The following is a 22096-nucleotide window of genomic DNA, read 5'->3' as shown; positions in this document are numbered from 1 at the left end:
AGCGAAGCGAGGGGCAGCCCCAAAAAAAGCCCCTTACCGTCTTAATAAATCAATAGCTTTTAAAGTTGTTTCTTTTCTGGCGGCTGTGAATTTATCTTTTTCTAGGCCCTCTTTTGGGACTATATTCGTGGCAAAAAAGTAGGTTTTGTCTTTGTTTTCTAGGTAGCCGACGAACCAGCCATTATTGTCTCCATTGCGCATTGCCCAGCCTGTTTTGCCCCTTAGTGTTTCGCCTTCTTGTTGGGTAATAATCATCATTCGGCTCATAATTTCTTTTGTGCGGGCAGTAATGGGTAGTTGGTCTTGGTAAAACCTTTTCAAAAAGTCGATTTGCTCAAATTGGCTAATTTTGGAATTGCCTTCAAGCCAAAATAGATCAAGATTTGATGAATCTACTTGCATCTGGCCAAAATTCAGTTTGGCGAGTTGTTCCTTCATTCTTTTCAGGCCAATTTTTCTGGCTAATTCTTGATAACAAGGGACACAAGAATAGTGAAAGGCATTTTTCAGGCTGAGATCCTGCTCCCAGCTGGCAAAGGTTCTTGGTTTTTTGTCCCAATAGAACATTGCACTATCATCTTCGAGCAGGGCAGTTTCTAGTCCTATGATGGAGTGAGGTATTTTGAAGGTAGAGGCGGGTAAACGTTCTGTTTTGGCCCAGTCATACTCATTGGAGTAGTAAGTATTTGCCTGAAGGTCATAGATTAAGATAGCGCCTCGAACATTTGCAGAATCAAGAATTCTGTGAAATTCTGCTTTAATTTCTTCTTTAGGCACTGCTATTTCAGTCTGTTTTTTGGGATAGGAGTTTGTGCAGGAAAGGACTAACATCAGGATGGCAAGAGGAAAATATTTACTCATGACGAAGCTTGCTATTAAAGTACTTTAGGCTACAATATTATAGCCTTTGGGGAGCAAATATAGCGATAAAATGCTGCTAAAAAAGCGAAAGCCAGCAACCGTAGTTACTGACTTTCTATCCTGACAATTACACCATCCATCCTTAAATTCTTTCATTATTTAGCAAGGGGAAAGAGGGGGAATGGATCAAAAGAGGAACGCCTAGACATCTTTGCCCTTCATCATGTAGTTCCAGTACAAATAGGGCAACATATATTTTTTGAGAATCCAGAGTCGCCAATGTTCCTTAGCGGAATTGAAGACCAACATTTGCTTCAATTTGGGATCTGGAATAAAGTTATTTTGATAATCAAATTCGGCTAGGGCCATTTTACCATAGCCAGTAACTAGTGGACAAGAAGAGTAACCATTGTAGCGTTTTGGGCTAATCTCTTGGCCTTTTAGTAGGCGGAGAATGCTTTCTACTACGATGGGGGCTTGTTTGCGAATGGCGGCTCCAGTTTTTGCAGTGGGCAGTTGGGCCACATCGCCTAAGCTAAAAATATTGGGAAACTTGAGATGTTGCATGGTTTCGATATTGACCTCTACCCAGCCTGCTTCAGAAGCCAAAACTGAATTTTTGACAAAATCGGGTGCTGTTTGTGGAGGGGCCAAATGCAGCATATCGTAATGAATGCCAACAAGGCCATCCTTTTCTTCGATTTTCACTGCAGCCTTTTCGTTGTAGAGGCTTTGGTGATCGGCTAGTTTGAACCAAGCGATTTGGTTGGGGCCATCTACTTTGACCAATTGGTGGCCAAAACGAAGGTGAATATCGTTGCGGTCCACTACCTTCATCAAGGTTTCGGCAATAGGTTTTACGCCAAAAATTTTTGTTCCTGGAGCGGCAAAGACAACATTTGTTTTATCCTTAAGGCCAGCCTTTTTAAAGTGGTCAGCGGCCAAGTACATAATTTTCTGGGGTGCACCGCCGCATTTAATCGGAGTGGTTGGCTGTGTAAAAAGTGCTGTACCGCCTTTAAAATTTTTGAGGACCTCCCAAGTATGTTTGGGGTTAGTGTAGTTGCTACAAACCACGCCTTTATCTAGGGCTTCGGGCAAACCTTCAACTAGAGAGGGATCGATTTTGATTCCTGGGGCAACCACCAAATAGTCGTAGGTATAATCCCCTTCTTTACAATGTAGTTTATTGTTTTCTGGATCAAAGCCTGTGGCATAATCCTGAATCCAATCTACGCCCTTTGGGATTAGGCTCGACATAGGCCGAGCGGTATCTTCATAATTATAAGTATTGGCTCCGACTAGCGTCCATGCAGGCTGATAATAATGTGTTTTAGCAGGTTCTACAAGGCCAATAGAGAGGCTAGTGTTTTCTTTTTTCAGTTGGGAGGACACCATAATACCGGCCGTTCCTCCCCCGATGACGAGTACTTGATAATGCTTCATAATATATTGTATAGTTGTTGACTGTCTAGCTCGGTTTAGTTGGGCGTTCCTCAAAAGAGCGACAGTCCTTGGTGAATAGTCAGTACAAGTATATTAAGGCTTAGCTGTGGGCCTCAATTACTTTTTGTAGTTGATCTGCAGATGCTACTCCAGCTTGTTGCCAGACAGCCTGTCCATTTTTAAAGAGCATCAGTGTAGGGATAGATCGGATGCCGTATTGAGCAGATAGTTTTTGGTTTTTATCCACATCAATTTTGAGAATGCGTACGGCATCGCCCACCTTATCCTTAAGTTCTTTGAGGATTGGGGGCATCATTTTGCAGGGGCCACACCAAACAGCGTAAAAGTCTACGATTACGGGAGTGTCACCATTGATAATTTCTTGGAATTTGCTCATTGTTTATGATGATTTAAGTCTGTTCAGTAATTGTTTTTATTGGCTAAAGGGAGGCTACAACTGCCTAGGCAAGGCTTATGAAAAATGCCTTGATAGAGTAGAAATAAGCCTAAGATTAGCATCCAGGGGCTATGGCTATAATAGACATCTATAAGAAAGAAGATGGCCATTGTTAGACGCAGAATGCGCAAAAACGGCCATTTATTTGACCACTTCATAACCTGCATTTTGCCAAGCCATAATTCCCCCATTGAGGTTATAGACTTCTGTAAACCCTAGGCTTTGCATACGGGCCATAGCACGGCTAGAGCGGGCGCCGGATCGGCAATAGACATAAACGGCTTGCGTCTTATCTAGGGCTTGAATATTTTGGTCAAAGGCCGCATCATTCCAATTGATTTTTTGGGCATTTTGGAGGGTACCCTCGGCCCATTCTCCTGGAGTGCGTACGTCTACGAGTTGTAGATTTGGTCCAGCGGATTCTAGGGCTGCTTTGAAGTCGGCCACAGCAATATTTTTAGTGATGGGCTGAGCAGTAGCAACTTGGCCTTCAGTAACTGCTGTTTTTGAGGGTTCTTGTACTTTTTTGGCTTCTTGAGCATTGCAAGAAAGAAAGAGTAGTGCAGCGGCAAAAAGAGATAAATACTTCATTTTAAAGATTTAAAGGTGTTTGTTCAAACTTGTCCAAGCTCCACCATTAACAGCTTTGATGCCCCAGGCATTGAGTTGGTTGGCGGCTTGGCCCGAGCGGTTGCCCGAGCGACAACAAGTAATAATAGGAGTTGGTAATTCTTTGAGTTGGCTATGAAAGTCGCTCAAATTGCCTAATGGCATATTGATACTTCCTTCGATATGCCCCATGCCGTATTCCATAGGGGTACGAACATCTACAATAGGGCAGCCTTTCTCAATTGCCTCTTTTACATCTTGCGGGAGCTCTTGTGGCTTGAACAAAAAATCGAAAAATCCCATTTTATCCTTAATTTTGAGGGTGAAAAGAGCAAAAAGCAGAAGTACTTCTTACTTTTCTTAACCTAAAATTAAAGCATTGGCTCTGCTTAATTGGTGACAGTCGTCACAGCAAAAAAAAGGGCCAATAAGGTGAACAGCCAAGAGCTGCGGCTAGTGTTCAGAAACTGAATGAGATAGAGCTATTCAAATAGCAAAATTTAAATGGGAAAACAGCGCTTTGGCTATTTTTTTTCTTTTTTTTGGCGGCCTCCCCTAACCGCTCTATATTTTTGGCATTATTCTGTAACAGGCTGAGGTCATCCTCTATTTCAAATTCTACTAAAACCACTTTCCAATATGCGTCTATTTTTGTTTTTAGCCTTCTCACTTTTCTTCTTGCCTTTCAGTTGGGGCCAAATAGAAACTGCTACGGACGATAATCCATCAGAAAAGCGGATGTATATTCGTCGGCAGGTGGGGCCTATAGAGAAGCGAATGGATTCGCTTTATCAGCAGCGGATTACCCAAAGAGAAATCAATGGCATTTATATCCCAAGAGATCTCTATGATTGCTTTCGGGTTTTGGATGAATCTATGGAAGATGACTTTAAAGAGTATTTTATGAGTTTGTCTGATGAGGAAGTAGATGCCCGCACCCATGGAAGTTTGGGCCTTTGGATGAAACATCGTTGGCAGTTGATGGAGGGCTCTCGTTTATCAGAATATTTTAGAAAAATGGGATTACCTCATCCTGAATATGCTGTGGGGGTGATTATCCAAACCTATCATAGACGCCTGCACCAAAAGGATTTGGGCGTAAAGGAGTTGGTCCAGAAGTTTCAAAAGATTTGGGCTCAAAAACAAGAAGAAGAGGCCAAAGCCTTATTGGGGCAGTAATTTTGGTCCAATAAACGGAAAAAGCCCGCTGGCCAATAGGCCAGCGGGCTTTGTTGTTTGGCTGGGGCGAAGCCCCAGGGCCCGAAGGGCCAATGGCCCAGCGCTGCGGAGGGGTGGCCGAAGGCCAGACCAAAGCCGCCGAAGGCGGCTGCAGGGCCGAACAGCCCTGTGAGCCCCGCAGCATAGCGGCGGCCGCCCCAACTAAAAGGGCGGCCGCGGGCCCCAAAGCGGCTACTTTTGTCTCCATTTGAAATTCCAACTGATGGATGGAATGATGGGAAAGAGCGAAACTTTATAGGATTTGAGTTCTAAATTGCCAGAGTCCTCATTTTCCTCGGGCATGGTATAGGTAAAAAAGACATTTTTGCGGTTGTAGACATTATAGATGGAGAAAACGAGGGTAGAACTAAAGCGTTTTTCCTTCTTTTTATTGAGGCGGAAGGAGGCTGAAAGATCGAGTCGATGGTAGGCGGGCAGGCGGGCCGAATTGCGCAGGCCATATTCTAGCACGGGATCGCTGCCAATCAGGTAAATGCTTTTGATGGGCGTATAGGGGCTGCCGGATCCAAAAATGAAGCTTGCGCCGAAATTCCAGCGCTTATAATCATAGCTCCCCACAATAGACAAATCGTGTAGGCGATCGAAACGAGAGGGATATTGATTGCCCAAAATGCCTTCAAAATCGCGAGTAGATCGGGCCAAAGTGTAAGCGATCCAGCCCGTAAAATCGCCTTTTTGCTTGCGCAAAAACAGCTCTAGACCGTAGGCTTGGCCTTTGCCAGAAATAAACTGTTCTTCTACAACTTGATCGACCGTAGGCGTATAGTTTTCGGCATAATCGAGTTGTTGTCTGAGGTCTTTATAATAGGCTTCTACCGAAAACTCATAGGTATTTTCTTTAAAGTTTTGGAAATAGCCCAGGGCATATTGGATTCCCCATTGCGGTTGGACCAACTCGCCAGAAGGCACCCATAAATCGGTGGGTAAAGTTGTAGCCGAATTGGCCACCAAATGCACATATTGGCGGCCGATATTGATGCCTGCTTTGATAGAAGAGCGCTCCGTAAGACTAAATTTGCTACTGATTCGGGGTTCTGGCCCGTAGAAGGTTTGAACGGGCTCGAATCGGCTATAAACCGTGCTATCTAGGCTAGAGGTATAGGGGCCCAACTGTTGAAAAATAGAAAATCGCAGACCTGCATTGAGGGAGAGGCGGTTAGAGATTTTCCAATCGTCCAAAATATAAATTCCTGCCTCTTGGGCGTATTTGATGGGTGGCGCAATATCAAAAGCCTCTTCGCCAGAAACAGCCTCGGCAATATTGGGGGTAAATTGGTGATGGGTATAATCGCCACCAAACTTGATATGATGCTTCGGATTGGGGTAATAATCAAAGCTTAGCTTTCCGCCCCAATCGCGAATGCCCGAATTGACAGAAAAAGAAAATTGGTCCTGTCTTCCGCTGCTGCTAAAATCGTAATCATTAAAGATAAAGCTCGCATTCATAAAGAGTTTATCGCCAAAAAGATGGTTCCAGCGAACGGTAGAAGTAGCATTTCCCCAATTGAGGCCAAATTCTAAATCCCGATCGGGATTATTCAACTTCAGGACATCTCGACCAAAATAGCCACTGAGATAAATGCGGTCTCTAGTCGAAAGGCGATAATTGGCCTTTAAATTCAGGTCATAAAAATAGTAATTGGTCCCTTCAAAAGGGCTGCCCTTCAAAAAAGGCTGAGCCAAATCAAAGAGATAAGTTCGGCGGCCCGAAACCAAAAAAGAGCCTTTATTTTTCACAATTGGGCCCTCGAAGGTCAATCGAGAGGCCACCAAACCAATTCCTCCCTCAGCCCCAAACTTCTGTTTATTGCCATCTTTCATTTGGATATCAATAACTGAGGAAAGTCGACCACCATAGTTCGCTGGCATTCCGCCCTTAATCAAGGTCGTATTCTTGATGGCATCGCCATTAAAGACCGAGAAAAACCCCAGCAAATGCCCTGCATTATAGACCACCGCCTCATCAAGCAAAAGCAGATTTTGGTCCACTCCTCCCCCACGCACATAAAAGCCCGTATTGCCTTCTCCAGCGGCCAAAACGCCTGGTAAAAGTTGGATGGTCTTCAGTATATCCACCTCGCCCATCAATACCGGCAACTTTTTGATCTGTTCCATGGGCAAATCAATCGTCCCCATCTGCGTATTATTTACATTCGCATCGCCTCGAACATCCGTCACCACTACAGCAGAATCCAGCGTCACCCCTTCTGTATTGGAAAGTGAAAAGTTAATACTCGTATCCGCCTGTAAATCAAGCTGAATTCGTTTTTCGGTATAGCCCGTATAATTCACCCTGATTTCATATTGCCCTGCAGGCAAGGTCAAAGAATAAAAACCATAAACATTGGTGACCGCCCCCGCATTGGCCTGAGGCGCATAAACGGTGGCCGAAATTAGGTCTTCGCCCGAATTTTCATCTTGAATTTGGCCGCTAATGGTATAGTTCTGTGCCCAAAGACAAGCCGATTGCAGCAAAAAAAACAGTAAAATTAAAGGGTATTTCATCTCGTTTAGTTTTTTTGATAGTTTGGGGCTGCCCCACCCTACGGGCGGGTCGGGCTGTGTCGTGGCTCGCTGTTCGCTCGGCCCTGCGCGGGCTACGCCCGCTGGGTCTGCGGCTCCGCCGCCCCACTTTCCATCCCTCAGCCAAGGCGCTTCGCGCCTTTCTAGACGCAAGAAAAAAGGACCAAAAGCATAACACTTTTTGGTCCTTTGGGTTGCCTCATTAAAACAATATGCCCACAGAGAGATGTGGACGAATCATCCACTGTTCCGTCTTCAAAAAAGTATTATTTATATTCATCTCATAGCTAGCTCGAATCACTTGATACCCAAAGCCCATATGCCAACGAATACTTTTTTTGCCCGCAAAACGAATTCCTAGCTCTGGACGAATATAAAGGCCTCCTTTGGCAGCTAACATTTGTCGGTCGTTAGCAGTCCAAACAGAAGTGGTTACTGTTGTATCCAGTATTGCTATATCATAGCCTAAGGCTAGACTATAAGTAAAAGCCCATGGACGTTTGGTCTTAAAATCTCCTCGAATTTCAGCAAAAACAGGCACATGACTAGTTGGTATAAATCCATTGGTCATACGAACCATAGAAAACCCACCGCCAAGCATGAGATGAGGATTCATGGCCCACCCACCAGAAAATTGCATATAGGCCCCAATCGAAGGACCTGCATCTTCTGTAATACTTCCAGGAAAACCAAAATTAACAAAAAAGTAGCTTCGATTGGTATAACTACTATCTGACTGGTCTTCTCCACCTCCGTTATTGGCCCTAAGCAAAGGACGCTCTATTCGCGCTACATCTTTAAGTGGATAAACTAGCTTGGTTCCGCCCTCAATTTCTACTCGGATATTCCCCCCCTTACCGTAATCTATAATCTTACAGCGCAATTCACTGCCATTTTTTAAAATAACAAGGTCGGGATACCCCTCATATTGTGGAACAGATCGATCTTGCCCACTAGGTGCTTTCAACGCTCCATCTTGAGCATAATTGTACGTAGAAAGACAGAGACAAAATAAGAATAGGTAAATGGTACGCATAAATGATTGGAGATAGTAAGCTCTTTTTTAACTGAGCTTAATAGGTGAAGGGGAGCTAAAGCTTAAACGGTCTAGAAATATGGGCCAAAAAACAGAAAAAGCAGCAAAAACAAAAGTCCTTGCTGCTCAAAAGAAGGCAACTTGATTATTCTTCTACCAAAATGCTGCTAATGCGCTGCAATTGGCTAGGATCGCTAATATCATATTGATAAAAGCCATCACGACCAATAACCAATGCCAAGTCATCAAAAGGAGAAGCAATAACATCATAGGCAAAGAAGCTAGGATCTTGGGCTACTAGACGCTCTCCAATTCTACTATCATCTGTAGCATCAAAAATTTTGAGGCCAACATCTCCCTCGCAAATGTAAAGCAGGTTGTTTTTCAAGCTTAATCCATGAGGGTTATGCATTGGATGACTCTCAATTAGATGAGGGTTAGTCAAATCACTAACATCGACTACATCCAGTTGGTTACTGTAGCTATCACAGATTCCACCACTACGCAAAGTCACATAGGCCCGATTCCCTTTTACATAAACAGGGTCGCAAGCATTAGCATGTGCGAAAGTACCTGTTAGTTGAGGAGAAGCCGGATTAGCTAAACTATAAATGTACATACCATTATTACTTCCAATAAAGAGGTTGTTCTCATGAGGGAAAATTGTTTCGATGGTAGACCAACCAATATTCTCTAGCCCTAAATATTGAGGATCATCTAATTGACTAATATTAAAAATTCTCAGGTCTGATTCACTAACTGTATATAGATAATCTCCCGTAATTGTAAATCGAGCCATAGAGCCTCCTAGTCCCACGGCCGTAGCAGTACGTGCATTGCTGCCATTGCTTCCTGTCGAGCTCCCCTGCATCACGGGACTAATCGCTACATCTTCCTGCTGAGGATTGCCCCAACCGCCAGCCAAACCTGCCAATTCGCTACAATCTACTTCTCCTGTAACTTCCTCTTTATGGTAAGCCACTAGTAGTCGCCCGCTTGCATCTTGTCCGTAGCTAGGGAAAACATCTAGCTCTCGATCTAACAACCGAATGCTTTGCCAGTTAGAAATATCGATAGTCAACAAATCAGTATAATTATCCGCATAGAGCGTATTGCCCTTGATAGCCATATCAATATTTCCAATAATGTTGATAAATCCAATTTTTGCAGGCGCATGCGGATTACTATTATCAAAAACGTGAATCCCTTCTAGCTGCTCATTGATTAACAAATAATTGCGGTAGATATAGAGCTTACCTGGATTTTTTAAAGGACGGGCATCCTGCAGTCCTATTGGCTTACGATAATCTTCGGCAGCCATGTAAATGGGCTCATACTTTATATAGGTCGTTGTTGTTTTACAATGATCTTTGGTACAACTTCCTAGGCCCAAGACAAGAGCCAATAATCCGAGATAATAAAAGGATTTCAAGTACATAGGTTATGTTGTTTAGTGGGGAAATGAAATACTCATTTAAACTTTCCTCTAAAACGTTGGTCTTTATCAATTCGTTGGACTGCCTGCAGCTTTTTGTCGCTCTTGAATTCCTTTTATTAGGTCTTGACGATTTTGATGTAGCATAGCCGCATAAACCTGCACTTCTTTCCCCATAATAGGGGCTGCTTCTTCCAATAAAGCATTTACACTTTCTCTACATTTTTTTTCTTGGCCCAACAACAAGAGCGTATAAGATTTGCCCGCCCAATTATCATAATAATAGACAATATTTTCTGGCTGTCGGTACTTTTTGCCTTGGGCCAAACGGCTATCAAATAAAGCTAGGCTTTTTTCATAGTATTTAAAGGCTTCCACACTATCTCCTTGTAGGTCTTTAAAGAAGCCCAAAGATTGCCAACCCTCTGCTAGTTGGGGCTCTTGTAGGAGGCGTTGACGCAAGTACTTTTCGGCCCCAGTCATATTGCCTTCTTGCATTTCTAGGGCGGCCATATTGCTATACAAAAGGCCATAGCTGCTATCTTGGGCCAAAGCCTTCTGATAGTAATGCCGAGCCGAATCTAAATAGATTTCTCGCTGGGCGAAACTAATCGTAGGATCTGTTTCGGCCTGTGTTTGATAGCGAATCCCTAAATCATTGAGGCGAAGCACTTCTGGACTCGCCTCATAATGAGGCGGCAACCAGCCTTCTTGCAGATCCAATTTGGCGGCTTCTTCTGGAGCTAGTTTTTTGGCATCTTGGCAGGCGGTTAGGCCCAAAAAAACTAATAATATAGCGCTAAACGGTTTAAGCATTTGCATAAGTCATTTTTTTGCAAAGCTAAAAGTTCTCTCTAAAATAGCCAGACTCTTGCTCCTTTTTTGTCCCGATTCATTGAGTAGGCGGCGACGCCGCCGCCAAGGAGCGAAGCGACTGGCTGAGGGATGGACAGCAGTGGCCGCAGGCCAGACCGAAGCGGCAAAGCCGCTGAAGGGCCGAGCGAACAGCGAGCTGCGAGACAGCCCGACCCGCCCGCAGGGCGGGGCAGCCCCCAAAAATATAAAAAAATGGGCTACTAGCGATCTTGCCAGCAGCCCATTTGTTAGCTAAAGCCCTAAATTATTTAGCGGCAGCGTAACGCTTGTTCACTTCCTCCCAGTTGATTACATTAAAGAAAGCTTCAACATAGTCAGGACGGCGGTTTTGGTAATTGAGGTAGTAGGCGTGCTCCCAAACATCAAGTCCGAGGATAGGCGTACCTTTGCAACCTGCAGTATCTACATCCATAAGCGGATTGTCTTGGTTAGGCGTAGAGCAAACTTCTAGTTTACCTCCTTCTTTCACGCAAAGCCAAGCCCAACCAGAACCAAAGCGAGTTTTGGCCGCAGCAGCAAACTTATCTTTGAATGTTTCAAAGTCGCCAAAAGCAGCTTTGATCGCCTCAGCCACTTCGCCAGTAGGCTCGCCACCACCGTTGGGAGACATAACCGACCAGAAAAGGCTGTGGTTGTAGAATCCACCGCCATTGTTGCGAACAGCAGCGCCAGCAGCAGAAACAGTAGCGAGGATGTCCTCGATTTTCTTGCCTTCCAAATCAGTGCCTTTGATAGCAGCGTTCAAGTTGTTGGTGTAGCCAGCATGGTGTTTTCCGTGGTGGATTTCCATAGTGCGGGCGTCGATATGTGGTTCTAGTGCGTCATACGCATAAGGCAATTTGGGCAATTCGAAAGCCATAATTTTCTTATTTTGTGGGTAAAGTAATAGAATGAAATAGACAGCTTATTTGGCCATATATTTATGCTTGCTAAGCTATCATTTTTTATACAAAATCTAAACAAGCTAAGGCCTTAAAAGTTGGAACTTTTTGCTTAGTTCTTTCTCATTGGCTTCATATACGCTGATTATCAGAGCAATAAATTTGTTATTATTTTTCTATTGCTTCTTTTTGGGCCTTGAGCGCTTCCCACTCTTCTTTTAGGCGGCTAATTTTAGCTTTTGTTTGGGCTAATTTCTGGGCCAAAACATCGGCTGCCCGTCTTTTGCTAATTTTTTGGGCTCTTTTGCCCTCATAAGTTTGAAACTGCGTAGCGATTTGATCAAAAGCCGCCTCTTTTTTGGCCGCCTGCAAAAAACGTTCATAGGCTGTGGTTTGATCGGCTAGGCGGCGAGCGCCATCAATATCATTATGCTTAAAGACCTGCATTAGGCTTTGGTCAATTTTAGCCGATTGGGCCAAAAGTTCCTGCCAAATTTCTTTGGCTTTACCGCTTAGCCTTTGCTCATTGACCCAAGCCTGAAGGCTCTGTTCTGTCCGTTTTGCCTGCTCTTCGGCCAATTTCAGTTGTTCTTTTTGTTTTTTGGCCGTGGCTTCGGTGGCTCGCAGCAACAATTCTTTGGTGTGGATCTCCTGTTGTAGCTGTAAATAGTCCTGATATTTATGCTGTAGTTTTTCTAAACTCAAGGCATTATAAGCCAAAGGGAAAGGCGTTTTGCTGGGCAATTGCCAATAGTCGCCCTCTCCCTGCCCAATGAAAAAGCTGGGCAATTCACTAAAGGGATTCAGGGCTAAAACAGTAAAAGATTTGCCCCAAAAGTCTTGCATATTGGCTGGCAATTGCAAGGGATAGTGGGCCAAATCAGCAGTAATAGTTTCTCCCTTAGGCCCCTCAATTTCTATGCTTTTAGGCGCCTGCTCTCCACAAAAAAGGCCTGTGGGAAGCCCGTTTTCGCTTCCCGCAGACCAATATAAATGAGCGCTTTGCGCCCCTGCGCCAGTGGCTGTTGTCATCAAAAAGAGGCCCAGCCCCCAGCTAAAAAATCCTTTCATACGGTTATTTGGCTATTTGCTTAAAATAAGCAAGCAATTCCGCCTGATCCTCTGCCGATAGTTTGGCGTCGCCATGGGTCCAAGTATAAGATTTTAAAGGCATTTTCCCCTTCTCCATCTCCTCTATACATTCCTCCAATTTGTGCGCCTGCTTCTTCGCATCATAACTGGCCCAAACCGAAAAGTTCAAATGCTTGCGCCCATGCTCAATATGATTGTTGATCCATTGCCCCACAGGCACTACATAAGTGTACCACGGATAAACGGTCTGATAACTATGACAATCATAGCAGGCCGCCTCCAATAAAGCTTTCTGCTTTTCATTCGGCTGATGAATGGCCATCAGGTCTGCTTGCTCATCAAATGTAGGGTTTTCCTTTTGGATTTGGAAAAATTGAGCCACTAAGAGCAAGGCCAAAAAGCCTAAAAGGCCCTGTTTCATCCACTTCTTCTTCATAAGTTTTAATTTAGACTGTTTCTAGTTTGCGTAAAAATAGAGGTTCTTTTATTTAACAGTGGGCTTAGACGACTGTTTTTTTCAAAGGTTTAATTTTTTGGGGCCTGCCGCCTTCGGCGGCCGGGCCCTTGCAGGGCTCGCAGGTCGCTCGGCCCTTCAGCCCTTCGGGCTTTGGTCTGGCCTTCGGCCACCCTTTCAGGCCCCTAGGCCTGCGGGCCGTCGGCCCTTTTTACTGTAGGTTGAAGCCTACAGCCATTATAAAAGGCCAATAGTCGCCTAGGGGCTTGTCCCTAGGCGACTATTGGCCAAATCCTAACAAGCTAAAGGCCCAAATTTTATTCTAATACACAAAATCCTGAACAGTCTCCACCTTCAGACCGAACTAGTTCACCTCCAGACCAAACTTTTGCCTTTTTTCATTTTGTTACATTATTTCCATTTTTAACAAATTGCTAACACATTGGCATAAAAAAAGGCCCAAAACCTAGGTTTTGGGCCTTTTGAGTTATTGGGCTCTGCTATATTAAAATCCGTCCCAGCCTAGGCGGATTCCAAATTGGGCCAGTAGGGCATCTTTTTGGCCCCAGCCTACTTTAAAGAAAGTTTGCAAAGAGAAGCCATCTACTGTGCTACCTCGGCAAAGTTCTACAATATGCAGCCATTTGGCTTCGCTACCATTGATATTGTGGCCCAAATACACCCATTCTTGGCCATAGCCGAGGCTCAAAAAGCTTTTGAAGGGGGTTCTGCGATTTTGTTTATAAGAAGAGTCGAGCAACCAATGTCCTTTTAGCATAAGGGGGGCGGCTAAAGTAGATCGAATTGCATTTTTTTTGGGTCCAATATCTCGGCTAAAGGGATAATAGCTCAATCCTCCCTCCAAAGAGAAGAGAAAGCTTTTGCGGTTGCCCCCCCAAATGCTCATGTGTAGGCCAGGCAAAACATTCAGGAGTTGCCCAATACTTTGAGGTTGTGGCGAGAGGGATTCTTGTCGTTGTTGATCCCAACGGTAGGCGCTAAACTCTAGCAAAATACTTTGTCCCCAGCCCCAGGCTTTGGGGGCTTCGCCTTCTGGCCAAAGGCTACTGCTATAGGTCTTTTTTAGGGCCAAGCTATCAATTTCTTGGGCAAAAAGGGGGCCTTGAAAAAGGAAGAAAACAGAACAGAGCAGGAAGAAGTATTTCATAGTAGTTTGACAACTGATTTAAATTGGGCAAAAAAAGGGCGGCCAAATAGCCGCCCCAATTTACACTTTATTGGAGGAAAGCCCCAACAAAATAATTGGTCCAATAGGCGGCAAGCCGCCTAAAGGGAGGGGCTTTGCCCCTCTCCTATTTTAACGATCGCGAAGCGATGCCTTTTTTGGCTGAGGGATAGTAGCTGGTGGCCGAAGGCCAGACCAAAGCCCGTAGGGCTGCAGGGCCGAGCGAGCAGCGAGCCAGCGCATAGCCCGACCCAGCCGCAGGCTGGGGCAGCCCCAAATCCATCCCTTATTTATTGCGTTTAAAAGGATTTTTGATTTTGTCTTTGAGTAGTCTATCTGCGGCCTCTTTGGCGGCCGTTTCTATACTATCTCGGATGCGTTTGGCCTCTTCTCTAGAAGCCGCCTGAGCCGCCAAGCGTTCGGCCTCTTTACGGGCACGCTCCTTAGCTTCTTCGGCTAGGCGTTCGGCTTCTTTGCGGGCGCGTTCTTCGGCCTCGGCCTTGAGGCGTTCGGCTTCTTCTTTCACTTTAGCTTCGGCCTCGGCCTTTAGTTTTTCGGCCTCTTCTTTAAGGTTATCTTTGACTTGATCGCCCATAGACTCTCCAGATTTGCCTTCGGCGCCGAGGACCTTGGGGCTAAATTTGGGATTGCTCAAATTGCCCGTAATATCGACGCCAAAGTTGATAAATGCGGCCTCTTCCACCTTAATGCCTAGCTTACTGGCTTGACTAGAAAGTAGATTTCCTGCGGCCTGAGTGGCTCCGCCAATTGCCGAATTATCGATCATGGCTTTGGGTACCCGCATCTTGAGGTCGTAGTCCATCGTTTGATCCAAACCATGCGCCCCGCCAAAGGTCATATCAATTCCTTTTTGCGTAAAGGCAAAGGGCTCTACGGTCAGTTTTCCGTCCTTAATTTTAAAGAAGTTGCGTGTATTTTGAATCTCAATATTTTCTAGGGCTTTGATGCCCAGCTTTTGGCTAAGGCCCTTGAGGGGGGCACTTCCTTTTAATACCGCATCAAAAGTTTCGAGCAAACCTTCTGAATTGAGGCTAGCCATATCAGGATAAAGATTAGGCTCTAGAATTCCGTTTAGGCTAAACTTAGAGTTAAACTTCCCGAGCATCCCCTTCATAATGGGGGCAAAAGTGGCCACTAGAGGGACCCCTTCTGCAATTTTGGCAAAATCGAGTTGGGCCACATCATAGGCGAAGTTGAACTTGGGCGCTTTGGGATCTTGGCTGTTGTATTCTCCGTTTAGGACAATGCTCCCGCCAAAAGCGTTACAGCTCAAATTGGTCATTTCTACCTTTTCTTCATAGACGCGGAGGTCGCCAGCCACATTATCTAGCTGATAGACATCATAGATAAACTTTTTGAAGCGGGCCTTCATGTGAAAATCAATATTGGCAGGGACCAAAATGGGTTCAAAGGCTGTTTCTGCGGTGCTAGGATCGGCGGGTGCAGGTGCTGCTTCGGGTTCTGTGGCACTGCCGTCCTCGGTCATGAACTGATTGACGTTCATGTAATTAGAGTAGAGATTCAATTCTCCTTTAAGCAACTCATTTTTAAAGAGGTAGCCAAAAACATTATCGAGTTGGCCATCTGCTTTGATATCCACTTTATTGATGAGCAGTTCAAAGTTGCTCATTTTGGCACGGCTGGGCGAGAATTTACCTGCAGCCTTCATGTTTTTCATTTCGTAGACATCATAGACCATTTTATCGCAGCTAAAGTCTGCGGCAAAATCCCAGCGATCAAAGATTTCCTCCTGATTGATTGCTGTTGTGGTATCGGTCATATTGGTAGCGGCCATTTCCTCCTCGGAGGTAGTGGTTGTATCGCCCATCAGTTCGTTGAGGTCGAGCAAATGAGAAGTCACTTTAAGGTTTCCGGTCATGATTTTATCGCCAGAAAAATAAGTGAGTAGGTTGTCTAATTTTCCTTGGGCCTGAATATCGCTTTTGCCCATTTTGAGGTCAAAGGCTTGGAGGTCCACATCATTGGGACTAAAGAGCATCATCATCTTTTTGATGCGAATATCGGGCATACCTTCCATGAGGTAAATCATGTTTTCGATGCCTAATTTTCCTTGCATATCGACCTTATCATATTTTTGTTCGGTCACATAAGACATGCGAGTATTGGCCTTGAGTTGGGCCTCGATCAGGCCGGCCATGCTGCTACCTTCCATAGGAAAGGCCTTAGAGAGTTCAGCTAGATTGATTTTGCCTTCCACCGCGCTTTTGATATCGGGATCGCTCATAGGCGTTTTGAGAGAAAGCGAGGCCGAGAAGGGATTTTGGCCCAATTTGAAGGCAAATTTCTTCAAATCTACCGTCAATTTATCCAAATCTGAAGAGGGGCTATTGATTTTGAGGTCTACGCCAATATCGCTCACGCCCATGGGTAAATCGGGATATTGAAAGGTCCCGTTAGCGGCTTGTAGGGCCATATTAAAGGCGGGATAGCTCTTTTCGTTGAAGGTACCATTTACCGCTCCGCTCAGACTAAAATCGCCAGCGGTTTTTACGCTTTCAAAGCCTTCAATATAGGCGGCGGGCACCATAGAAAGCAAGCTAGCAAAATTATTGTTGGGGGCCGAAAACTTAAGTTCTTTAAAAATAATGTCATCGCCCTTCATGAGTACGGCTCCTTCTGCGCCTAATTTTAGGGCATTGAGTTGAAGTTGGTTATCGAGTAGCGTAAAGCTCATTTCGTCCTCCTTCATGCCTACGCCAATATTGATGTCGGCATCAAGCACGGCTTTATTGAGGTAGCTCACGCCATCATAATTGAGTTGGAGCGACTGCATTTGGGTGCTGGTATAAAAATCAAATTGCTCTAGGCTCATATCGCCAGAGCCCTTATGATTTAGGCCTTTGATTTGCAAAAATGCGGCATTGGGGGCATCATCATAGGTAATTTCGCCCTCAATAATTTGGTAAGAGCGGAGCGCAAACTGAACATCGCTACTTTCGCTGCTGCTCGTTTCCTCTTCTTCTGTGGTAGCGCTGCTATCCGTTTTCATGATGTCATAATTGGCCTTTCCATTTTTGAGGACCTTGACATAGAACTTGGGCTCTTCAAAAACCAATGAGTTGACGGCATAATTGCCCGAAATCACTTGAAAAAGGTTGAGGCGCAGGCTAATGCGTTTCACATCGGCTAGTTTCAGGCCATCAAATTCTTCTTGGCCCGTCAACTTCAAGCCCTTAAGATCAAAGGCAAAATTGGGAAAGGTCCAGATAAGCGAGAGATCGGTCTCGTCAAAATCTAGGGTGGCATTGAGCTGTTCGTTGGCTGCCTCCTTGACTAATTTTTCGATATCTTCTTTAAAGATCATGGGCAGCGTAATGGCTGCGACCACAAAGATGACTAGAAAGCTAAGCAATCCAATCAGAGAATACTTTATCCATTTTTTCATACACTGAGTTTTTTTTAAAGGTAAAAATTAGGACTCAAAGGAGGAGCTTTGTGGCTATTTTTTTTTGGGGCTGCCCCAGCCTGCGGCTGGGTCGGGCTATGCGCTGGCTCGCTGCTCGCTCGGCCCTGCAGCCCTACGGGCTTTGGTCTGCCGCCTTTGGCGGCCCTGCTCCAGCCCCTCAGCCAGTCGTCGCTGCGCTCCTCGGCGGCGGTTCGCCGCCTTCTTGGACCAACTGGCATTGCCTTTTTCATAAAGCAAAAGAAAGCTTGTCTGCCTGCGTTTTTTTTATGTTATTTGCCAAGGGCCAGTTTGGGCCAGCGCTGCGGAGTGGGTGCGGCGCAGCCGCAGACCGAAGCCGCCAAAGGCGGCTGAAGGGCCGAACAGACCTGTGAGCCCCGCAGCATAGCGGCGGCCGGCTAGCCGGCCGCGGCCCCCAAAACATAAAAAAGAAAATCATGAGGAGAGTCCTTATTTATTGTAGTTGTTTTTTCTTGTTGTTGAGTTGTTATCGACCATTGGAGACCGAAACGCCATTATTATCGGAAGAGGAGATGATTCCCTTTTTGGTAGATATCCATTTGGCAGAAGCTAAAATTGCGGATTATAATAGTTTGAGTGTTTTGAGTCGAGATAGTTTAGCGGCGGAGCAATATGCCACGGTTTTCCAGATACACCAGATGGCGCCAGAGAAATTTCAGCAGAGCATGCAGGCCTATATGAGCGATCCAGCGGCCTTAGAATCGCTTTATGAAAAGGTCGTAGAGGCGCTCTTAGCACATGAATTAGCCTTTAGTGGCAAAGCTAAAAAAGATAAAAACTCGCCAGCCGAGGCCTTAGATAAGGCGCAAATTTCTGCAGATAGCAGTAAAAAAGAAAACTAATTCTGGGCTAAACTCTTTTTAGGGAAGAGCTGTTAAGATAGCATCTAAATAAGGCAGGGAGTTTCAAAAATAATCCTTAGCTTTGCTAGCTACAAACTTGAATATATGTCTACAGAAAAAAATACCCCTCAGATGGAAAATCCAATCGTATTAACGGATGGGGCCGTAAAGCAGCTCCTCAGAATTAAAGAAACGGAGAACATTGCAGATGGTCATGGTTTGCGCGTAGGCGTAAAGGGTGGCGGTTGTGCTGGTTTCTCGTACATTTTGGGCTTTGATGAAAAGGGGGCCGATGATGATGAGTTCGTCATCAATGGTATAAAAGTGTTTATGGATCGGGCCCATGCAATTTATTTGCTAGGCATTGAGATTGATTTTCAGGATGGCCTCAATAACCGAGGATTTACCTTTAACAACCCTAATGCGGAAGAGACCTGTGGTTGTGGCACTTCTTTTTCAGCCTAAGATCAGGACAAGACGACTTAAAAAATGAAAAGGACTAGCATGAATTGCTAGTCCTTTTTTGTTTTGGGCCAATAGAAATTGGGCATTTTCTATAGATTATTTTTCTGCTTGGCCGTACTGTTCTTCATTTACGGCCTCCATCCAGTCTACGATTCCTTTTTCTACATTAGGAACAATATAGAGTTGTTGCAAACCAGTGTGTGCGCTAGCGCCATGCCAGTGTTTCACATTGGGTGGACATTTTACAACATCTCCCTTTTTGATGATTTCGATTTCGCCGCCTTCTACTTGGTGGTAGCCAACGCCATCGGTAATGATCAAAATTTGTCCAGCAGGGTGGCTATGCCAGTTGCTACGAGCACCGGGCTCAAAGTAAACATTTCCGACTGCAGTAGTGAATACATCATCGGGGGCAACTAGGCCATAGTTGTAAGCATTTCCAGTAAACACTTCAGCGGGTCCTTTTTGGCCCTGAGGGAAAATCGCTTCGACTTTTTTTGCATTGTTTTCCATGCTTTCCTCTTGTTTTATAGTTGGTTCTTGACAGGCTGTAAAAAAGCTAGCAAGAATCAGAAGTTGAAAAAAAATAATTGAGTATCTCATTAGTGTAGAAGTTGAAAATTCAAGTTAATATCATCTATGCTCGACCAATTTTGGACAGGTTCATGAACTTGGCCCAAAAGCACTAGTCCATCTGCATAGCGGAAATCTTTATAAAAGAGGCAAAGATTGCCCCAGGGAGAATAATAACAGAGTTCTCCTGCTCTGGCGGCATGCCCTGCTGCCGATTTAGATACGGCTAATTTTTTGGGTAGGCGCATGATTTTCTCGCAGCCAGCATAATCTTCTACCAATAATTGTTTTAGCGGAAGTTGTTGGCTTAATGCTTTAGTCCAGGAGTTGTCAAATAATCGTCCATGGAGCGTAAAGCGCTCATTGACTAATTGAAATTGCATAAATTAGACTTTGGGAATTGATTTAATGACTTTGGCGGGGCAACCGCCTACCACCACATAATCGGGAACATCTTTGGTCACTACTGCGCCTGCGGCAACAATAGCATGTCGCCCCACTGTTACTCCGGCTAAAATGCAGGCATTGGCGCCAATCCAAGCATGTTCTTTAATATGAATGGGAGCCGCCTTCATACTTTGTCTTTGACTGGGGGCAACAGGGTGCCCTTCTGAAGTAAGACAAACATTTGGTCCAATCATCACCCCATTATCAATGCGGATTCCGCCTAAATCTAGAAAGGAACAATTATGATTGATAAAAACCCCTTCGCCTAACCGAATGTTTCCGCCGTAGTTAGTATGAAAGGGGGTAAAAACGCAGCTATTCTCGGCCATTTTTTGGCCCGTGATTTTTTCCCAGATCTCTTGGATTTCCGCATCTTTGTCTGCTCGATTCATTGCGCGAATAAGTGGGCGTTTCTTTTCGCAAACACGACCGACCTCTGCATAATTTGCATCCGCATGTGGAATTATTTCTCCGCTTTTAATCCGATCGAAAATAGTTTTGTTCTTCATTAGACTACCTTTGCATTTGGTGATATCACAAAGATAGCTTGGCCTTGGGGCAGCAAACAATGCTTTTCAAATCAATACTTATAAAAGTCAAACTTAAAAAACTCTTAAAGTATAGGGCGCTTAAACGCCCTCCTAATTAGATGATCAGAATAATGAAGAATTTAGCCTTATCCCTTTTCTTGGCCTTGGGCCTAACTGCTTGTCAAACAGAAAAAGCAGAGGTCCAAAAAGGACCTGAATATTTTAATTTGCCCGCTTATTTTAAGGCAGAAGCCCAACGCTTGACAGAAGAAGCGCCAACTTATCAAAAGTTCATTTGGGCCAAGGGCGAAAAAGATACTATAGAGGGAAAAACACTAGATTGGGAAAAAGAATTGGCCATTTTTGGGCGAGAGCAACTGCATGAGCCTGCCGTGAGAGAAGATTATCAGCGAGATAGTGTTACTTTGGCAAATGGCTACCAGATTAGCTATCAAAGTTTGGTAGAAAAACGTAATTTACAGCGCTTGGTCCTCCAATATGGTCCCCAAAAAGAACTGCAAGAATTGCAGCTAAAGCTTCGTCAAAACAATACTGTTTATAGCGGCCAAAGTGAATTGGTCTATTGGCCCAAAAAGGGATACCAATTACATAAGGACCAAAAAGTAGTTGCTTTTGACTCGGCCCAGTACCGCATCCAACTCCATTTTATGGCCCATTAAGTACTTTTTTTATGCTTCCCTTATTTCGGCAGCCTTCGGCTTTGCGCGAATCGCTTTCTTATCAACTTGGGTTCAGCCTCTTTTTGGGGCTGTTGGTCACCATTGTGGTACATAGCCAAATGCCCGATAGTCCGGTTTCGGCTTATCGGGAATGGGCGGATGCTGTTATTTGTGGACTTACGGCCATTTTGGTCTTTAGTGGCCAATTGAGCATTTTGCCTTTTTTGTTTGGTAGTTGGTTTAATCCAGACCGTTGGACGATTGGCCGAGATTTGCTGTTTAGCAGTTGGGTGTTTTTTGTAGTGGGCGTAGTCAACTCTTTGATGCTGGTTTATTTGGGCTGGATGCAATTTCAATGGTCGGGCTTTTTTTGGCAACAGTTTTTACAATTGGCTTGGGGCCTCCCTCCTATTAGTTTGATGGTGGTTTGGCGCAATCAGAAATATGCGGCCTTAAATATGGCCTGGTCCAAACAAATTGAGCAAAAGATTGAAGAGCAGGGCAGCTTGGCCCTAGGCCCTGGCCCAGAGCTCCTCCGCTTGCAAGCTGCCCAAACGCCTTTGGGCTTGCCCGCTGCAGAAAAACGAGAAGGCGCAAAATTATTAGTCTTCCATCAAGGGGCGGCCAAGGGCATTTTTTTAGAAGATATTTTGGCGCTTTACAGCCAAAAGGGAGAATTGGAAATTTATTGGGCCGAAGCGGGACAACTCGCTTATATTAAGGTGCAAATGCGGCTAAAAGAAACCCAAGAAGCCCTGGCCCAACAAACTATTTTGCATAGAGTGCACCGTTTTTATTGGGCCAATTTGGCTCGAGTGACCAGCACAGAAAGTAATGCGCGACATATTTTACTCTTTTTGCCGCAATTGCCACAAACAATTCCCGTTTCTAAAAGCTACCGCAAAGCAGTACAAGATTATTTTGAAATGGATTAGCGCTGGCGACTAAAGGGCCGAAGGCCCGTCGGCCTAGCGATGTGCAGGGGTGGCCGAAGGCCA

General features: G+C 44.9%; 23 protein-coding genes. 5 read left to right on the top strand and 18 right to left on the bottom strand.

The genetic code is table 11. The annotated features are described in order from the left end of the window. Window positions 1–33: 33 nt before the first annotated feature. From blaOXA to PPO43_RS13825, 6 genes are all read right to left on the bottom strand, one after another. The gene (gene blaOXA, locus PPO43_RS13850; RefSeq protein WP_272618786.1) at window positions 34–861 is read right to left on the bottom strand and encodes a class D beta-lactamase; all 828 of its coding nucleotides are present in this window, start codon (window positions 859–861) and stop codon (window positions 34–36) included. Window positions 862–885: 24 nt separating this feature from the next. Continuing rightward, window positions 886–1017: a hypothetical protein gene (locus PPO43_RS13845; protein ID WP_272618784.1), complete on the bottom strand. Its 132-nt coding sequence runs from the start codon at window positions 1015–1017 to the stop codon at window positions 886–888. Between the two features lie 45 nt (window positions 1018–1062). Next, on the bottom strand, window positions 1063–2307 hold the full coding sequence (locus PPO43_RS13840; RefSeq protein ID WP_272618782.1) for an NAD(P)/FAD-dependent oxidoreductase: 1245 nt from the start codon (window positions 2305–2307) through the stop codon (window positions 1063–1065). A gap of 100 nt (window positions 2308–2407) precedes the next feature. Then, on the bottom strand, window positions 2408–2704 hold the full coding sequence (trxA, locus tag PPO43_RS13835) for a thioredoxin (protein ID WP_272618780.1): 297 nt from the start codon (window positions 2702–2704) through the stop codon (window positions 2408–2410). 201 nt (window positions 2705–2905) lie between these two features. Beyond that, window positions 2906–3355 (bottom strand): rhodanese-like domain-containing protein, encoded by a 450-nt coding sequence (locus tag PPO43_RS13830; protein WP_272618778.1) that lies wholly within the window; start codon window positions 3353–3355, stop codon window positions 2906–2908. A gap of 9 nt (window positions 3356–3364) precedes the next feature. After that, window positions 3365–3676 (bottom strand): rhodanese-like domain-containing protein, encoded by a 312-nt coding sequence (locus PPO43_RS13825; protein ID WP_272618776.1) that lies wholly within the window; start codon window positions 3674–3676, stop codon window positions 3365–3367. A 336-nt stretch (window positions 3677–4012) separates the two neighbouring features. Here PPO43_RS13825 and PPO43_RS13820 point away from each other — a divergent pair, with 336 nt between their 5' ends. Further along, entirely contained in the window at window positions 4013–4552 is a 540-nt protein-coding gene (locus PPO43_RS13820) for a DUF6794 domain-containing protein (RefSeq protein ID WP_272618773.1), read from the top strand. A gap of 231 nt (window positions 4553–4783) precedes the next feature. Here the strand turns inward: PPO43_RS13820 and PPO43_RS13815 are convergent, their stop codons facing one another. The 9 genes from PPO43_RS13815 to PPO43_RS13775 form a co-directional block, all read right to left on the bottom strand. Further along, a complete protein-coding gene (locus tag PPO43_RS13815) occupies window positions 4784–7117 on the bottom strand; it encodes a TonB-dependent receptor (protein ID WP_272618772.1) in 2334 nt (777 codons plus the stop codon). A 220-nt stretch (window positions 7118–7337) separates the two neighbouring features. Beyond that, window positions 7338–8171: a hypothetical protein gene (locus tag PPO43_RS13810; protein WP_272618770.1), complete on the bottom strand. Its 834-nt coding sequence runs from the start codon at window positions 8169–8171 to the stop codon at window positions 7338–7340. Between the two features lie 145 nt (window positions 8172–8316). Continuing rightward, window positions 8317–9609: an LVIVD repeat-containing protein gene (locus PPO43_RS13805; RefSeq protein WP_272618768.1), complete on the bottom strand. Its 1293-nt coding sequence runs from the start codon at window positions 9607–9609 to the stop codon at window positions 8317–8319. Window positions 9610–9675: 66 nt separating this feature from the next. After that, window positions 9676–10428, bottom strand: coding sequence for a hypothetical protein (locus PPO43_RS13800; protein ID WP_272618766.1), 753 nt, complete (start codon window positions 10426–10428; stop codon window positions 9676–9678). A gap of 298 nt (window positions 10429–10726) precedes the next feature. Beyond that, window positions 10727–11341 (bottom strand): superoxide dismutase, encoded by a 615-nt coding sequence (locus PPO43_RS13795; protein WP_272618764.1) that lies wholly within the window; start codon window positions 11339–11341, stop codon window positions 10727–10729. A 190-nt stretch (window positions 11342–11531) separates the two neighbouring features. Next, the gene (locus tag PPO43_RS13790) at window positions 11532–12434 is read right to left on the bottom strand and encodes a hypothetical protein (protein WP_272618762.1); all 903 of its coding nucleotides are present in this window, start codon (window positions 12432–12434) and stop codon (window positions 11532–11534) included. A gap of 4 nt (window positions 12435–12438) precedes the next feature. Then, entirely contained in the window at window positions 12439–12891 is a 453-nt protein-coding gene (locus PPO43_RS13785; RefSeq protein ID WP_272618760.1) for a heme-binding domain-containing protein, read from the bottom strand. Between the two features lie 523 nt (window positions 12892–13414). After that, complete coding sequence (locus tag PPO43_RS13780; protein ID WP_272618758.1) at window positions 13415–14077, bottom strand: hypothetical protein; 663 nt, start codon at window positions 14075–14077, stop codon at window positions 13415–13417. Between the two features lie 304 nt (window positions 14078–14381). After that, window positions 14382–17522: an AsmA family protein gene (locus PPO43_RS13775; protein WP_272618756.1), complete on the bottom strand. Its 3141-nt coding sequence runs from the start codon at window positions 17520–17522 to the stop codon at window positions 14382–14384. A 455-nt stretch (window positions 17523–17977) separates the two neighbouring features. Between PPO43_RS13775 and PPO43_RS13770 the strand changes: the two genes are divergently transcribed. Together PPO43_RS13770 and PPO43_RS13765 are read left to right on the top strand one after the other, a co-directional pair. Further along, a complete protein-coding gene (locus PPO43_RS13770) occupies window positions 17978–18403 on the top strand; it encodes a DUF4296 domain-containing protein (protein ID WP_272618755.1) in 426 nt (141 codons plus the stop codon). A gap of 105 nt (window positions 18404–18508) precedes the next feature. After that, the gene (locus tag PPO43_RS13765; protein ID WP_272618753.1) at window positions 18509–18868 is read left to right on the top strand and encodes a HesB/IscA family protein; all 360 of its coding nucleotides are present in this window, start codon (window positions 18509–18511) and stop codon (window positions 18866–18868) included. A gap of 96 nt (window positions 18869–18964) precedes the next feature. On the opposite strand, the gene PPO43_RS13760 is transcribed toward PPO43_RS13765, so the two are convergent. The 3 genes from PPO43_RS13760 to PPO43_RS13750 all read right to left on the bottom strand — a co-directional run bounded on the left by PPO43_RS13760 (window position 18965) and on the right by PPO43_RS13750 (window position 20397). Next, on the bottom strand, window positions 18965–19381 hold the full coding sequence (locus tag PPO43_RS13760) for a cupin domain-containing protein (protein ID WP_272618751.1): 417 nt from the start codon (window positions 19379–19381) through the stop codon (window positions 18965–18967). Window positions 19382–19470: 89 nt separating this feature from the next. Continuing rightward, on the bottom strand, window positions 19471–19824 hold the full coding sequence (locus tag PPO43_RS13755; RefSeq protein WP_272618749.1) for a cyclophilin-like fold protein: 354 nt from the start codon (window positions 19822–19824) through the stop codon (window positions 19471–19473). A 3-nt stretch (window positions 19825–19827) separates the two neighbouring features. Then, window positions 19828–20397 (bottom strand): sugar O-acetyltransferase, encoded by a 570-nt coding sequence (locus tag PPO43_RS13750; protein WP_272618747.1) that lies wholly within the window; start codon window positions 20395–20397, stop codon window positions 19828–19830. Between the two features lie 140 nt (window positions 20398–20537). Between PPO43_RS13750 and PPO43_RS13745 the strand changes: the two genes are divergently transcribed. Both PPO43_RS13745 and PPO43_RS13740 read left to right on the top strand, forming a co-directional pair. Beyond that, window positions 20538–21098, top strand: coding sequence for a hypothetical protein (locus tag PPO43_RS13745; RefSeq protein ID WP_272618745.1), 561 nt, complete (start codon window positions 20538–20540; stop codon window positions 21096–21098). Window positions 21099–21109: 11 nt separating this feature from the next. Continuing rightward, on the top strand, window positions 21110–22033 hold the full coding sequence (locus PPO43_RS13740) for a LytTR family DNA-binding domain-containing protein (RefSeq protein WP_272618743.1): 924 nt from the start codon (window positions 21110–21112) through the stop codon (window positions 22031–22033). Window positions 22034–22096 lie beyond the last annotated feature (63 nt).

The organism is Saprospira sp. CCB-QB6, assembly GCF_028464065.1.
Taxonomy (GTDB): Bacteria; Bacteroidota; Bacteroidia; order Chitinophagales; family Saprospiraceae; genus Saprospira.
The sequence above is the reverse complement of the archived record's forward strand: the minus strand, read 5'-3'. Positions and strand labels throughout refer to the sequence as shown.